Origin of the sequence: Pukyongia salina, assembly GCF_002966125.1 — a bacterium.
GTDB classification, from domain to species: Bacteria; Bacteroidota; Bacteroidia; order Flavobacteriales; family Flavobacteriaceae; genus Pukyongia; species Pukyongia salina.
This window is the reverse complement of sequence record NZ_CP027062.1, coordinates 317,718-332,087: the sequence shown is the minus strand read 5'-3', so window position 1 is coordinate 332,087 and position 14,370 is coordinate 317,718. Positions and strand designations below refer to the sequence as shown.

Genomic DNA, 14,370 nt, shown 5'->3' with positions numbered 1-14,370 from the left:
ATTAACCAGAACTTTGCAAATGGGATTCTTCTTTTTCATTTAGTTTGAGTATGATCTAATTGAGAAAGGGAGATCAATATTGTATAAGTTGAAAATTGAAAGAGCCCTATGAAAGTAACCGTACAGACCCCCAATTTCGCAGCCGATCAGAAGCTTATTAATTTCATCGAAAGAAAGTTGAATAAGCTGGAGCAGTTTTTTGACAAAATAATTTTTGCCGATGTTTTTTTAAAGGTTCAGAAAACCAGTGAAAAAGAGAACAAATCGGTAGAGATTTTGCTCAGTGTTCCCGGTGGCGATCTCATTGTAAAAAAAGAGGCTAAAACATTTGAGGCAGGCACCGACGAATGTGTGCAATCATTGGAACGACAGCTTAAAAAACGAAAAGAAAAACTAAGGCAACATGCCTGATGAAATTTTCTCAAAAAAGTTTTTTTGATTAAATAATTTATATACATTTGCAGTCCGTTAGAAATAGCGGACTTTTTTTATGGCTTAAATACAGCAAAAAGCCGATGTAGCTCAGCTGGCTAGAGCAGCTGATTTGTAATCAGCAGGTCGTGGGTTCGAGTCCCTCCATCGGCTCAGAAAAAGTAAAAAAGTTCTTTTAAAATTTTTATTAAAAAGCTTTGGGGAGATACTCAAGCGGCCAACGAGGACAGACTGTAAATCTGTTGGTTTTTACCTTCGCAGGTTCGAATCCTGCTCTCCCCACTACAATTTTTAATAAAGCAGTCGTCAAAAGCTCGCTTTTGTAAGGCTGCGAATTAAAAATTGTAGTGAAGGGTCCCCCTTCACGGATCACCGAGCGAAGCGAGGTAATCCTTCCCGATTTTTTTGGGATTGATAATTGAGCGAAGCGAGGTAATCCTTCCTAATTTTTTGGGAGTGATTGAGCGAAGCGAGGTAATCCTTCCTAATTTTTTGGGAGTGATTGAGCGAAGCGAGGTAATCCTTCCCAATTTTTTGGGAGTGATTGAGCGAAGCGAGGTAATCCTTCCCAATTTTTTGGGAGTGATTGAGCGAAGCGAGGTAATCCTTCCCGATTTTTTTGGGATTGATAATTGAGCGAAGCGAGGTAATCCTTCCTAATTTTTTGGGAGTGATTGAGCGAAGCGAGGTAATACTTCCCGATTTTTTGGGAGTGATGATTGAGAGGAGCGAGGTAATTCTCATTAGTAATCCGGTACGAAGCAAAGTTCAAGGATTACATCTTTTAACCGCCAAGTAATCATTTCAACTATTTGGAGTAGAGTTAAATATTGATTATCTTTGCACGCTTTTAAAGTCTAAGCAAAGTGGTTTTATTGACATACTGGAACTAATTTTTTAAGGGTAAAAGGCCTTAAAAAATATAAATAAGCGGGAGTAGCTCAGTTGGTAGAGCGTCAGCCTTCCAAGCTGAATGTCGCCGGTTCGAACCCGGTCTCCCGCTCTAAATTCCTGCGTTCGCGTAGGCTAAAGCCTTTGCGAAGGCGCAAAGCTTGGATCTGTGTAGTAACAGATTCGGCACTTTACGCCGGTGTAGCTCAGGGGTAGAGCGTTTCCTTGGTAAGGAAGAGGTCACGAGTTCAAATCTCGTCATTGGCTCAACAATACAAATTGTAAACACTAATATAAACTAAGATTAAATTCATACAAGATGGCAAAAGAAACATTTGATCGGTCTAAACCTCACTTAAATGTAGGTACCATTGGACACGTAGATCACGGTAAAACAACTTTAACAGCTGCTATTACTAAAGTATTAGCAGATGCTGGGTATTCAGAAGCTAGATCTTTTGATCAAATTGACAACGCTCCTGAAGAAAAAGAGAGAGGTATTACTATTAACTCTTCTCACGTAGAATATCAAACAGCGAATCGTCACTATGCACACGTTGACTGTCCTGGTCACGCGGATTATGTAAAGAACATGGTTACTGGTGCTGCACAGATGGACGGAGCTATTCTTGTTGTTGCCGCTACAGATGGACCGATGCCACAAACTCGTGAGCACATCCTTCTTGGTCGTCAGGTAGGTATTCCTCGTATCGTTGTATTCATGAACAAAGTGGATATGGTAGATGACGAAGAGCTACTTGAACTAGTTGAGATGGAGATCAGAGATCTTCTTTCTTTCTATGAGTACGATGGTGACAACGGACCTGTAATCGCAGGATCTGCACTTGGAGCACTTAATGGTGAGCAAAAGTGGGTTGATACCGTGCTTGAACTTATGGAAGCTGTTGATACCTGGATCGAGGAGCCAATTCGTGAAGTAGATAAGCCATTCTTGATGCCAATCGAGGACGTATTCTCTATTACAGGTCGTGGTACTGTTGCAACTGGTCGTATTGAGACTGGTGTTGCAAACACAGGAGATCCTGTAGATATCATTGGTATGGGTGCTGAGAAATTAACTTCTACTATTACAGGAGTTGAAATGTTCCGTAAGATCCTAGACAGAGGTGAAGCCGGAGATAACGTAGGTATCCTATTAAGAGGTATTGAAAAAACAGATATCCGTCGTGGTATGGTAATCTGTAAGCAGGGATCTGTAACTCCTCACGCTAAATTTAAAGCTGAGGTATATGTCCTTAAAAAAGAAGAAGGTGGACGTCACACTCCATTCCACAACAACTACCGTCCTCAGTTCTACGTTCGTACAACTGACGTAACAGGGAACATCATGCTTCCTGATGGAGTTGAAATGGTAATGCCAGGTGATAACCTTACAATTACAGTTGAACTTATTCAGCCAATTGCCATGAATGTTGGTCTTCGTTTTGCGATCCGTGAAGGTGGTAGAACTGTTGGGGCCGGACAGGTTACTGAAATTTTAGACTAATTACGTTTATATAGGAAGTCTTAAGGTGTCCCGCAGAAGCGGGACGCCTTGACTTTTATAACGGGGTTTACCTGCCTGGTGGCAGCCGGGGCTGAGCAAATAGCAAAAGTTATAAAGGTGACCCGAAATATAAAAACGGGTTTAGCTCAGTTGGTAGAGCACTGGTCTCCAAAACCAGGTGTCGGGAGTTCGAGTCTCTCAACCCGTGCAAAGAAAGAAATAACACCCATACGATGGTAGATTATATAAAAGAGTCTTATAACGAACTGAGAAACCATGTTAGCTGGCCAACCTGGGCGGAAGCGCAAAGGCTTACAGTTATTGTAGCAGTATTTTCGATAGTACTGGCACTGGCTGTATTTGGGGTGGACAAGGTTTTCAGTAACATTATAGAGCTTTATTTCAACTGGATCAAGTCTTAAAATGACCGAAACTAAAAGTACAAAGAAGTGGTATGTGGTTCGTTCTGTGAGCGGACAGGAGAATAAGATCAAGTCGTATATCGAATCTGAGATAAAACGACTTAATCTTGAGGATTATATTGAACAGGTCTTAGTACCAACCGAAAAGGTTATTCAGATCAGAAACGGAAAAAAAGTAAACAAAGAACGCGTTTACTTTCCGGGATATATCATGATACAGGCGAGTTTGGCCGGTGAGATTCCTCATATAATCAAATCTATTAACGGAGTTATAGGATTTTTAGGGGAAACCAAAGGAGGGGATCCTGTCCCGTTGAGACAGGCCGAAGTGAACAGGATGTTAGGTAAGGTAGACGAACTTACGGTGCAGGATGACAATGTAAACATCCCTTATGTAATTGGTGAAACCATTAAAGTTATAGATGGACCGTTCAACGGATTTAACGGAACCGTCGAAAAGATCAACGAAGAAAAACGCAAGCTTGAAGTAATGGTGAAGATTTTTGGTAGAAAAACTCCACTGGAATTAAGCTATATGCAAGTAGAGAAAATTTAATTGTTACACGCTATATAATAGGTTTTTTTCTGAAGCTTCCACGATGAAAAATTCCGATTTAAAATTTGAAAAATGGCAAAAGAAGTAGGTAAAGTAGTTAAGTTGCAAGTTCGTGGAGGAGCCGCTAATCCGTCTCCACCAGTTGGACCAGCCTTAGGTGCTGCCGGTGTTAACATCATGGAGTTCTGTAAGCAATTCAATGCCAGAACCCAGGACAAACAAGGAAAAGTATTGCCAGTGGTAATTACGGTTTATAAAGACAAGTCTTTCGACTTCGTTATTAAAACTCCACCTGCTGCTGTACAGATCCTTGAGGCCGCCAAAGTGAAAAAAGGCTCTGGTGAACCTCATGTTAACAAAGTAGCAACTATTTCCTGGGATCAGGTAAGAGCTATTGCAGAAGACAAAATGCCCGACCTGAACGCGTTTACCGTAGAGTCTGCCATGAAAATGGTAGCCGGTACAGCCCGTTCAATGGGAGTTAAAGTAAAAGGTGCTGCACCTTTTTAAACCGAAAAAGAATCTATAAAAATGGCAAGATTAACAAAAAAGCAAAAAGAAGCTAAAGGTAAGGTAGAGGACAGAACCTATACCGTATCTGAAGCCTCTGCTTTAATAAAAGAGATCTCCAACGTAAATTTTGATGCAACTGTAGACCTTGCGGTTCGTCTTAATGTAGACCCTCGTAAAGCAAACCAAATGGTTCGTGGAGTGGTTACCTTACCTCACGGTACAGGAAAAGACGTGAAGGTTTTGGCGCTTGTAACTCCCGATAAGGAAGCTGAAGCAACCGAAGCTGGTGCAGATTATGTTGGATTAGACGAGTACCTCGATAAGATCAAAGGAGGTTGGACAGATGTTGACGTTATCGTTACTATGCCGAGTGTAATGGGTAAGTTAGGGCCTTTAGGACGTGTTCTAGGACCACGTGGTTTAATGCCTAACCCTAAGACTGGTACAGTAACAATGGACGTTGCTAAAGCTGTTTCTGATGTGAAAGCCGGTAAGATCGACTTTAAAGTTGATAAGACAGGAATTATTCACGCCGCTATTGGAAAAGCATCTTTCGATGCAGAGAAGATCGCCGGAAACGCAAAAGAACTAATAACCACACTTGTAAAGTTAAAGCCTCAATCGGCAAAAGGTGTTTACATCAAGAGCATTTTCATGTCCTCTACGATGAGCCCTTCTGTGGAGATTGATACCAAACGCTTTAGCGAGCAGTAAAATAGAAGATTATGACAAGAGAAGAAAAATCGCAAGTAATTGAAAATTTAACTGCACAGCTAGCTGAAAACAGTACTATTTATTTGGCTGATATTTCAGGTTTGGACGCAGGTTCAACTTCAAATTTACGTCGTGCTTGTTTTAAAGCCGGAGTGAAATTAAGTGTAGTTAAGAACACCTTGCTTTCTAAAGCAATGGAGAGTAGTGATAAGGACTTCGGGCAACTTTCGGAAGTACTTAAAGGAAATACATCTCTAATGTTTTCTGAAACAGGTAATGCACCGGCAAAAGTAATTAAGGAATTCAGAAAAAAATCTGAAAAACCTTTACTAAAAGGGGCATATATCGAAGAGGCTGTATACGTAGGTGACGATCAACTCGACAACCTGGTAAATATCAAATCCAAAGAAGAAGTTATTGGAGATATCATCGGCTTACTTCAATCTCCTGCTAAAAATGTTATCTCTGCACTTAAGAGTGGTGGAGGAACAATCGCAGGAATTGTTAAAACCCTTTCGGAAAGAGAAGGTTAAAAATTTAGCACTAATTAAACTATAATATAAAAATTTATTAAAACGATAGAAAATGGCAGATTTAAAAGATTTCGCAGAACAATTGGTTAACTTAACTGTAAAAGAAGTTAATGAGTTAGCTACTATATTAAAAGATGAGTATGGCATTGAGCCTGCTGCTGCAGCTGTAGCTGTTGCCGCTGGTGGTGGTGCTGCAGGTGGTGACGCCGCTGAAGAAAAGTCTGAATTCGACGTAATCCTTACCGCAGCAGGTGCTTCTAAACTTGCAGTAGTGAAACTTGTAAAAGAACTTACAGGTGCCGGTCTTAAAGACGCTAAGGAATTAGTTGATAACGCTCCATCTCCAATTAAAGAAGGAGTAGCAAAAGACGAAGCTGAAGCACTTAAAGCTCAGTTAGAAGAAGCCGGAGCTGAGGTTGAGCTTAAGTAAGCTCTCCGAGTTCCAAACCTTAAGGTTTAGGCCTTCCCCAATGGGGGGATGGGCCTAAACCATTTTGCGTATATAAAGGTTGACAGTTTTCGATTATACGCACACACTGTTTTTTTAATTAAAATTCCGTCCATAGATGTCAGCAACGCAAACTGAAAGATTGAATTTTTCCTCTGTGCAGAACAAGCCGGATTATCCCGACTTTTTGGACATCCAGATCAAATCCTTCCAGGATTTCTTCCAGCTGGAAACCAAGTCAGAAGAAAGAGGTAACGAAGGTCTCTACAAGACTTTCATGGAAAACTTCCCTATCACCGATACCCGTAATCAATTCGTATTAGAATTTTTAGACTACTTCGTGGATCCTCCACGTTATTCTATACAAGAGTGTATCGAACGTGGGTTGACCTACAGCGTACCACTTAAGGCACGCCTGAAATTATACTGTACCGATGAAGAACACGAAGACTTCGAAACCATCGTGCAGGATGTATACCTTGGTACCATTCCTTATATGACACCAAGCGGTACCTTCTGTATCAATGGGGCAGAACGTGTTGTTGTATCACAGTTACACCGATCTCCAGGTGTTTTCTTTGGACAATCATTCCATGCCAACGGGACCAAACTTTACTCGGCCCGTGTGATCCCGTTTAAAGGATCATGGATAGAATTCGCTACCGATATCAACAGCGTGATGTACGCTTATATCGACCGAAAGAAAAAATTACCCGTAACTACACTTTTCCGTGCTATTGGTTTTGAAAGAGACAAGGATATCCTTGAGATCTTCGACCTGGCGGAAGAGATCAAAGCTACAAAGACCGGCCTAAAGAAATACATGGGCCGTAAACTCGCTGCCCGTGTGCTTAAAACATGGCATGAGGATTTTGTGGATGAAGATACGGGAGAAGTAGTATCTATCGAACGTAACGAGATCATCCTGGATCGTGATACCGTGCTTGAAAAAGAACATATCGAAGAGATCCTGGAATCTGGTTCGAAAACTATTCTGCTTCACAAAGAGGATAACCAACTGGCAGATTATGCCATTATCCATAACACCCTTCAGAAGGATCCAACCAACTCCGAAAAAGAAGCGGTGGAGCACATTTATCGACAATTACGAAATGCCGAACCACCCGATGAGGAAACGGCTCGTGGAATCATCAATAAGCTTTTCTTTAGTGATCAGCGATATAATCTTGGTGAGGTTGGTCGATACAGAATGAATAAAAAACTGGGTCTTGATATCGAAATGGAAAAGCAAGTGCTTACCAAAGAGGATATCATAACCATCGTTAAATACCTTATCGAACTTATCAACTCCAAAGCAGAGATCGATGATATTGACCACCTTAGTAACCGTCGTGTACGTACCGTAGGGGAGCAGTTGTCATCGCAATTTGGTGTTGGACTTGCACGTATGGCACGTACCATTCGTGAGCGAATGAACGTTCGGGATAACGAAGTATTTACTCCGATCGATCTTATTAATGCCAAGACATTGTCGTCTGTAATTAATTCTTTCTTCGGAACCAACCAGCTCTCGCAATTCATGGACCAGACCAACCCACTGGCCGAGATCACGCACAAGCGTCGTCTGTCGGCATTAGGGCCTGGAGGTCTTTCACGTGAAAGAGCAGGATTCGAAGTTCGAGACGTTCACTATACGCACTACGGAAGACTTTGTCCTATTGAAACGCCGGAAGGACCGAACATCGGTCTCATATCCTCACTTTCGGTATATGCGAAAGTGAATAACCTAGGATTTATTGAAACTCCGTATCGCAAGGTAGAGAATGGAAAGATCGACCTAAAGAACGAACCTATCTACCTTTCCGCAGAAGAAGAGGAAGAGAAACTGATCGCTCAGGCGAACATCCCTTTAAAGAAAGATGGAACCATAGACAGCGACCGTGTAATTGCACGGGAAGAAGGTGACTTCCCGGTTGTAGAACCTAAACAGGTTAACTATGCCGATGTTGCTCCAAACCAGATCGCTTCTATCTCTGCATCTTTAATTCCATTCCTAGAGCACGATGATGCAAACCGTGCCCTGATGGGATCTAATATGATGCGCCAGGCCGTACCGTTATTAAGAGCGGAAGCTCCTATTGTTGGTACCGGACTGGAAAGACAGGTTGCCTCAGATTCGAGAGTACTTATCAATGCAGAAGGTGATGGTGTGGTAGAGTATGTAGATGCAAACGAGATCGTTATCAAGTATGACCGTACAGATGATGAACGTTTGGTGAGTTTCGATGATGATAGTAAAACATACAACCTTATAAAATTTAGAAAAACGAACCAGAGTACTTCCATCAACCTGAAACCAATTGTAAAGAAAGGTGACAGAGTGACGAAAGGACAAGTACTTTGCCAGGGATATGCTACAGAAGACGGTGAATTAGCACTGGGTAGAAACATGAAGGTTGCCTTCATGCCATGGAAAGGATACAACTTTGAGGACGCGATCGTGATTTCCGAAAAAGTGGTTCGTGAAGATATCTTTACCTCCATTCATATTGATGAATATTCACTGGAAGTTCGGGATACCAAATTAGGTAACGAAGAACTAACCAACGACATTCCTAATGTTTCTGAAGAGGCTACAAAAGACCTGGATGAACACGGAATGATCCGTATTGGTGCAGAAGTGAAGCCGGGGGATATACTAATAGGTAAGATCACTCCGAAAGGAGAAAGTGATCCTACGCCTGAAGAGAAACTTCTTAGAGCAATTTTTGGTGATAAAGCCGGGGATGTGAAAGATGCTTCTTTAAAGGCCTCTCCATCTCTTAGAGGTGTGGTGATTGACAAGAAGTTGTTCGCTCGTGCCATTAAGGATAAGCGTAAGAGAGCCAAAGATAAAGAGGACATCGCAGAACTGGAAGCAAAATACGATGCAAAATTCGATGCTTTGAAAGAAGTATTAGTTGAAAAACTTTTTGCGATCGTAGGCGGAAAGACTGCTCAGGGCGTAATGAACGATCTTGGAGAAGTAGTCTTCCCTAAAGGTAAGAAATATACACTGAAGATGTTGAATGCTGTCGAGGACTATACTCACCTAACCGGTGGAACCTGGACTACAGACGACGATACCAATCGTATGGTAAAAGACCTGATGCACAACTATAAGATCAAGGAAAATGATCTTCAGGGGAATTTGCGTCGTGAGAAATTTACTATCTCAGTTGGTGATGAATTACCTTCAGGTATTCTGAAACTTGCTAAAGTTTATATCGCTAAGAAACGTAAGCTGAAAGTAGGAGATAAAATGGCGGGACGTCACGGTAACAAAGGTATTGTTGCGCGTATCGTCCGCGAAGAGGATATGCCGTTCCTTGAAGATGGAACTCCGGTTGATATCGTACTTAACCCACTAGGGGTACCATCGCGTATGAACATCGGGCAGATCTATGAGACTGTTCTTGGTTGGGCCGGACAGAAATTGGGAAGCAAGTATGCTACTCCTATCTTCGATGGTGCCACATTGGATCAGATCAACGAATTAACCGACAAAGCTGGTATTCCAAGATTTGGACATACTTATCTATATGATGGTGGAACAGGACAGCGATTCGATCAACCTGCAACAGTAGGAGTGATCTATATGCTGAAACTTGGACACATGGTAGACGATAAGATGCACGCACGTTCTATCGGGCCATACTCATTGATCACACAGCAACCACTTGGTGGTAAAGCACAATTTGGTGGTCAGCGATTTGGTGAGATGGAGGTATGGGCACTTGAAGCCTATGGAGCATCAAGCACCCTACGTGAGATATTAACGGTTAAGTCGGACGACGTGATCGGTAGAGCTAAGACTTACGAATCTATCGTAAAAGGTGAGGCCATGCCAGAGCCGGGACTTCCGGAATCCTTCAATGTATTGATGCACGAATTGAAAGGATTAGGTCTGGATATCAGGTTAGAAGAATAGGGAAACCCCGCTTCGGCGGGGAATAACCCGAACTTCAGAAGGAGTGAAAAAACACTCCGAAAACAAATAACAACAAAGGATAGTACATAGCATTATGGCAAGAAATAAAGAAAACACAGTACAGAAATTCAACAAGATCTCTATTGGTTTAGCTTCGCCCGAGTCGATATTGGCTGAATCTCGTGGAGAAGTACTAAAACCGGAAACGATTAACTACCGTACGCACAAACCAGAGCGTGACGGACTTTTCTGTGAGAGAATATTCGGACCTGTAAAGGATTACGAATGTGCCTGTGGTAAATATAAACGTATAAGATACAAGGGTATAGTTTGTGACCGTTGTGGTGTTGAAGTAACCGAGAAAAAGGTTCGTCGCGACCGCGTAGGACACATCAACCTGGTTGTGCCTGTTGCACATATCTGGTATTTCCGTTCACTTCCAAATAAGATCGGATACCTTCTTGGATTGCCGTCTAAGAAACTGGATATGATCATTTATTACGAACGATATGTGGTAATTCAGCCAGGTATCGCGAAGAATGAAGAAGGTGAACCTGTTCAGAAAATGGATTTCCTTACGGAAGAAGAATACCTGAACATCCTCGATTCACTTCCTCAGGAGAATCTATATCTGGAAGACAGCGATCCTAACAAGTTTATCGCGAAGATGGGAGCCGAATGTCTTATCGACCTGTTGAACAGGATCGATCTAGACACCTTGTCTTTCGAACTTCGTCACAAAGCAAACAATGAAACCTCCAAACAACGTAAGACCGAAGCCCTGAAAAGATTACAGGTAGTGGAAGCCCTGCGTGATGCGAACAAAAACCGTGAGAACAGACCCGAATGGATGATCATGAAGGTAGTGCCTGTGATCCCGCCGGAATTACGTCCGCTTGTACCACTTGATGGAGGTAGATTTGCAACTTCAGATCTTAACGACCTGTATAGACGAGTGATCATTAGAAACAACCGTCTTAAGAGATTGATGGAGATCAAAGCTCCTGAAGTGATCTTACGTAATGAGAAGCGTATGCTTCAGGAATCGGTGGATTCACTTTTCGATAACACCCGTAAATCTTCAGCAGTAAAAACCGATAGCAACCGTCCGTTAAAATCACTTTCAGATTCCCTGAAAGGTAAACAAGGACGATTCCGCCAGAACTTACTAGGTAAACGTGTGGATTATTCTGCTCGTTCGGTAATTGTTGTAGGTCCTGAGCTGAAATTATACGAATGTGGTCTTCCGAAGGATATGGCTGCCGAGCTTTACAAACCTTTTGTGATCCGAAAGCTGATCGAAAGAGGAATCGTAAAAACGGTGAAGTCTGCCAAGAAGATCATCGACAAAAAAGAACCTGTTGTATGGGACATCCTGGAAAATGTATTGAAAGGACATCCGGTGCTATTAAACCGGGCCCCTACACTACACAGACTTGGTATACAGGCTTTCCAGCCTAAACTTATTGAAGGTAAGGCGATACAGCTACACCCATTGGTATGTACGGCCTTTAATGCCGATTTCGATGGGGACCAGATGGCGGTACACCTGCCGCTTGGGCCGGAAGCGATCCTGGAAGCACAGCTATTAATGCTTGCTTCTCACAATATTCTGAATCCTGCAAATGGATCACCGGTTGCGGTACCATCTCAGGATATGGTATTGGGTCTGTATTATATGACCAAGCTTAGAAAGTCTACAGAAACCGAAAAGGTACTGGGTGAAGGACTTACATTCTATTCTCCTGAAGAAGCATTTATCGCTTATAACGAGAAGAAAGTAGACCTGAATGCAGAAATAAAAGTTAGAACCAAGGATTTCAATGAAGAAGGTGAGCTGGTAAACCAGATCATCACTACAACCATTGGTAGAGTGATCTTCAATGATAAGGTGCCGGAAGAAGCCGGGTACATCAATGAAGTACTTACCAAGAAATCCTTACGTGATATTATAGGTAATATCCTGAAGGTAACAAGCGTGCCAATCACTGCAGCTTTCCTTGATGAGATCAAGGACCTTGGATATAAATTCGCTTTCGAGGGTGGCTTATCCTTCAGTTTAGGAGATATTATTATTCCTGCTGAAAAGCAAGCCATGATCGATAATGCGAATACCCAGGTTGATGGCATTATTGCCAATTATAACATGGGTCTTATCACAAATAACGAACGATACAACCAGGTAATTGATATCTGGACGGCCACCAATGCCGAATTAACCGAACTGTCCATGAAGCGTATTCGTGAGGACCAGCAAGGATTTAACTCGGTGTATATGATGCTTGACTCCGGGGCGAGGGGATCTAAAGAACAGATTCGTCAGCTTACCGGAATGCGTGGACTGATGGCCAAGCCTAAAAAGTCTAATTCCGGTGGTGGAGAGATCATTGAGAACCCGATCCTGTCTAACTTTAAGGAAGGATTATCGATTCTCGAATACTTTATCTCTACACACGGTGCTCGTAAAGGTCTTGCCGATACCGCACTTAAAACAGCGGATGCAGGATACTTAACCAGACGATTGGTGGATGTGTCTCAGGACGTGATCATCAACGAAGAGGATTGTGGTACTTTAAGAGGAATCGAGGTTTCGGCATTGAAAAAGAATGAAGAGATCGTTGAGACGCTTAAGGAACGAATTGTGGGTAGGACAGCACTTAATGATGTTATCAACCCATTGACCAAGGATGTGCTGGTAGCCTCGGGTGATCATATTTCGGAGGAAGTTGCGGAAGCTATTTCTAATTCACCTATCGAAATGGTCGAGGTACGATCTGCGCTAACATGTGAGGCGAAGAAAGGTATTTGTTCTCAATGCTACGGAAGGAACCTTGCAACCAACAAAATGGTTCAGCGTGGTGAGGCCGTTGGTGTTGTAGCAGCACAGTCTATTGGAGAACCGGGAACCCAGCTTACACTTCGTACGTTCCACGTAGGAGGTATCGCCGGAAACATTTCCGAAGAAAATAAACTGGTAACCAAGTTCGACGGGAAAGCAGAGATTGAAGATCTTAAAACCGTAAAGGGTGAGGATAATGAAGGAAAAACAGTGGATATTGTTATTTCCCGAACTTCAGAGATCAAGCTTATCGACGAGAAGACAGGCATTACTTTAAGTACAAATAATATTCCTTACGGATCTTCTATCTATGTGAAGAATGGGCAGAAGCTTAAAGAAGGAACGGTTGTTTGTCAGTGGGATCCTTATAACGGGGTGATCATTTCCGAATTTGCCGGGAAGATAAAGTATGAGAATATAGAACAGGGTATCACTTACCAGGTTGAGATAGATGAACAAACTGGATTCCAGGAAAAAGTAATTTCCGAATCCAGAGATAAGAAGAAGATCCCAACTCTACACATATTAGGGAAGAAGGATGAAGTTATTCGTTCGTACAACCTACCGGTAGGTGCTCACCTTATGGTGGACGATGGCGATAAGATCAAGATAGGTAAGATCCTTGTGAAGATTCCTCGTAAATCGGCCAAATCCGGTGATATTACGGGTGGTCTGCCAAGAGTTACCGAATTATTCGAAGCGCGTAACCCATCCAATCCGGCTGTAGTAAGTGAGATTGATGGCGTTGTTTCCTTTGGAAAGATCAAGAGAGGTAACCGTGAGATCATCATCGAATCTAAACTAGGAGAGATCAAGAAATATCTTGTGAAGCTTTCCAATCAGATCTTGGTGCAGGAAAACGATTATGTTCGTGCCGGAATGCCATTGTCTGATGGATCTATCACACCAGAAGATATTCTAAGGATCAAAGGGCCATCTGCAGTTCAACAGTATCTTGTGAATGAAGTTCAGGAAGTATACCGACTGCAAGGTGTGAAGATCAACGATAAGCACTTTGAGGTTGTGGTTCGCCAAATGATGCGTAAAGTACGTATTGTTGATAGTGGAGACACGACATTCCTTGAGAATGAGCTTGCGCATAAAGACGATTTCATCGAGGAGAACGACAAGATCTTTGGCATGAAGGTGGTTACTAGCGCAGGAGATTCTGAACACCTAAAAGAAGGACAGATCATTTCACCTAGAGAATTAAGAGATGAGAACTCTATACTGAAGAGAGCCGATAAGGCCCTTGCTGAAGCAAGAGACGCTGTGCCGGCAACGGCTACGCCAATTCTTCAGGGTATTACGAGAGCGTCGCTACAAACCAAGTCGTTCATCTCTGCTGCTTCCTTCCAGGAGACTACTAAAGTATTGAACGAGGCTGCTGTGAGCGGTAAGGTAGATACTCTAGAAGGATTGAAGGAGAATGTAATTGTAGGACACAAGATCCCTGCCGGTACCGGTATGAGAGAATACGATACGATCATCGTAGGATCCAAGGAGGAGCTTGAAGAAATGACCCGCGAGAAACAAGAAGTTAATTATAACTAAATAATACACTTGCGCTCCTCACCGGAGCGC

General features: G+C 42.5%; 10 protein-coding genes and 5 tRNA genes. All 15 read left to right on the top strand.

Features of this window, described 5'->3' with window-relative positions:
• Window positions 1-108 precede the first annotated feature (108 nt).
• Entirely contained in the window at window positions 109-411 is a 303-nt protein-coding gene (hpf, locus tag C5O00_RS01475) for a ribosome hibernation-promoting factor, HPF/YfiA family (protein WP_105214278.1), read from the top strand.
• A 100-nt stretch (window positions 412-511) separates the two neighbouring features.
• A tRNA-Thr gene (locus C5O00_RS01470) sits at window positions 512-585 on the top strand.
• Between the two features lie 46 nt (window positions 586-631).
• Window positions 632-714 (top strand) — tRNA-Tyr (locus C5O00_RS01465).
• Between the two features lie 648 nt (window positions 715-1,362).
• Window positions 1,363-1,435: transfer RNA gene (locus tag C5O00_RS01455), tRNA-Gly, on the top strand.
• An 83-nt stretch (window positions 1,436-1,518) separates the two neighbouring features.
• Window positions 1,519-1,590: transfer RNA gene (locus C5O00_RS01450), tRNA-Thr, on the top strand.
• Window positions 1,591-1,642: 52 nt separating this feature from the next.
• Window positions 1,643-2,830: an elongation factor Tu gene (tuf, locus tag C5O00_RS01445; RefSeq protein WP_105214275.1), complete on the top strand. Its 1,188-nt coding sequence runs from the start codon at window positions 1,643-1,645 to the stop codon at window positions 2,828-2,830.
• 135 nt (window positions 2,831-2,965) lie between these two features.
• Window positions 2,966-3,038: transfer RNA gene (locus tag C5O00_RS01440), tRNA-Trp, on the top strand.
• 25 nt (window positions 3,039-3,063) lie between these two features.
• Window positions 3,064-3,252: a preprotein translocase subunit SecE gene (gene secE, locus C5O00_RS01435; RefSeq protein ID WP_105214273.1), complete on the top strand. Its 189-nt coding sequence runs from the start codon at window positions 3,064-3,066 to the stop codon at window positions 3,250-3,252.
• 1 nt (window position 3,253) lies between these two features.
• On the top strand, window positions 3,254-3,808 hold the full coding sequence (nusG, locus tag C5O00_RS01430; protein WP_105214271.1) for a transcription termination/antitermination protein NusG: 555 nt from the start codon (window positions 3,254-3,256) through the stop codon (window positions 3,806-3,808).
• Between the two features lie 72 nt (window positions 3,809-3,880).
• Window positions 3,881-4,318, top strand: a complete 438-nt coding sequence (rplK, locus tag C5O00_RS01425; protein ID WP_105214269.1) for a 50S ribosomal protein L11 — start codon at window positions 3,881-3,883, stop codon at window positions 4,316-4,318.
• 21 nt (window positions 4,319-4,339) lie between these two features.
• Complete coding sequence (gene rplA / locus C5O00_RS01420) at window positions 4,340-5,035, top strand: 50S ribosomal protein L1 (RefSeq protein WP_105214267.1); 696 nt, start codon at window positions 4,340-4,342, stop codon at window positions 5,033-5,035.
• Between the two features lie 11 nt (window positions 5,036-5,046).
• Window positions 5,047-5,568, top strand: a complete 522-nt coding sequence (gene rplJ, locus C5O00_RS01415; protein WP_105214265.1) for a 50S ribosomal protein L10 — start codon at window positions 5,047-5,049, stop codon at window positions 5,566-5,568.
• Between the two features lie 52 nt (window positions 5,569-5,620).
• Window positions 5,621-5,998, top strand: coding sequence for a 50S ribosomal protein L7/L12 (gene rplL / locus C5O00_RS01410; protein ID WP_105214263.1), 378 nt, complete (start codon window positions 5,621-5,623; stop codon window positions 5,996-5,998).
• A gap of 136 nt (window positions 5,999-6,134) precedes the next feature.
• On the top strand, window positions 6,135-9,947 hold the full coding sequence (gene rpoB / locus C5O00_RS01405) for a DNA-directed RNA polymerase subunit beta (RefSeq protein WP_105214261.1): 3,813 nt from the start codon (window positions 6,135-6,137) through the stop codon (window positions 9,945-9,947).
• 94 nt (window positions 9,948-10,041) lie between these two features.
• The gene (gene rpoC, locus C5O00_RS01400; RefSeq protein ID WP_105214259.1) at window positions 10,042-14,340 is read left to right on the top strand and encodes a DNA-directed RNA polymerase subunit beta'; all 4,299 of its coding nucleotides are present in this window, start codon (window positions 10,042-10,044) and stop codon (window positions 14,338-14,340) included.
• Window positions 14,341-14,370 lie beyond the last annotated feature (30 nt).

Excerpts from the sequence above, each read along its gene's own strand:
- nusG (WP_105214271.1), top strand. The coding sequence starts at position 3,254 with ATGACCGAAACTAAAAGTACAAAGAAGTGGTATGTGGTTCGTTCTGTG.
- rplK (WP_105214269.1), top strand. The coding sequence starts at position 3,881 with ATGGCAAAAGAAGTAGGTAAAGTAGTTAAGTTGCAAGTTCGTGGAGGA.
- rplA (WP_105214267.1), top strand. The coding sequence starts at position 4,340 with ATGGCAAGATTAACAAAAAAGCAAAAAGAAGCTAAAGGTAAGGTAGAG.
- rplL (WP_105214263.1), top strand. The coding sequence starts at position 5,621 with ATGGCAGATTTAAAAGATTTCGCAGAACAATTGGTTAACTTAACTGTA.
- rpoB (WP_105214261.1), top strand. The coding sequence starts at position 6,135 with ATGTCAGCAACGCAAACTGAAAGATTGAATTTTTCCTCTGTGCAGAAC.
- rplJ (WP_105214265.1), top strand. The coding sequence starts at position 5,047 with ATGACAAGAGAAGAAAAATCGCAAGTAATTGAAAATTTAACTGCACAG.
- secE (WP_105214273.1), top strand. The coding sequence starts at position 3,064 with ATGGTAGATTATATAAAAGAGTCTTATAACGAACTGAGAAACCATGTT.
- rpoC (WP_105214259.1), top strand. The coding sequence starts at position 10,042 with ATGGCAAGAAATAAAGAAAACACAGTACAGAAATTCAACAAGATCTCT.
- tuf (WP_105214275.1), top strand. The coding sequence starts at position 1,643 with ATGGCAAAAGAAACATTTGATCGGTCTAAACCTCACTTAAATGTAGGT.
- hpf (WP_105214278.1), top strand. The coding sequence starts at position 109 with ATGAAAGTAACCGTACAGACCCCCAATTTCGCAGCCGATCAGAAGCTT.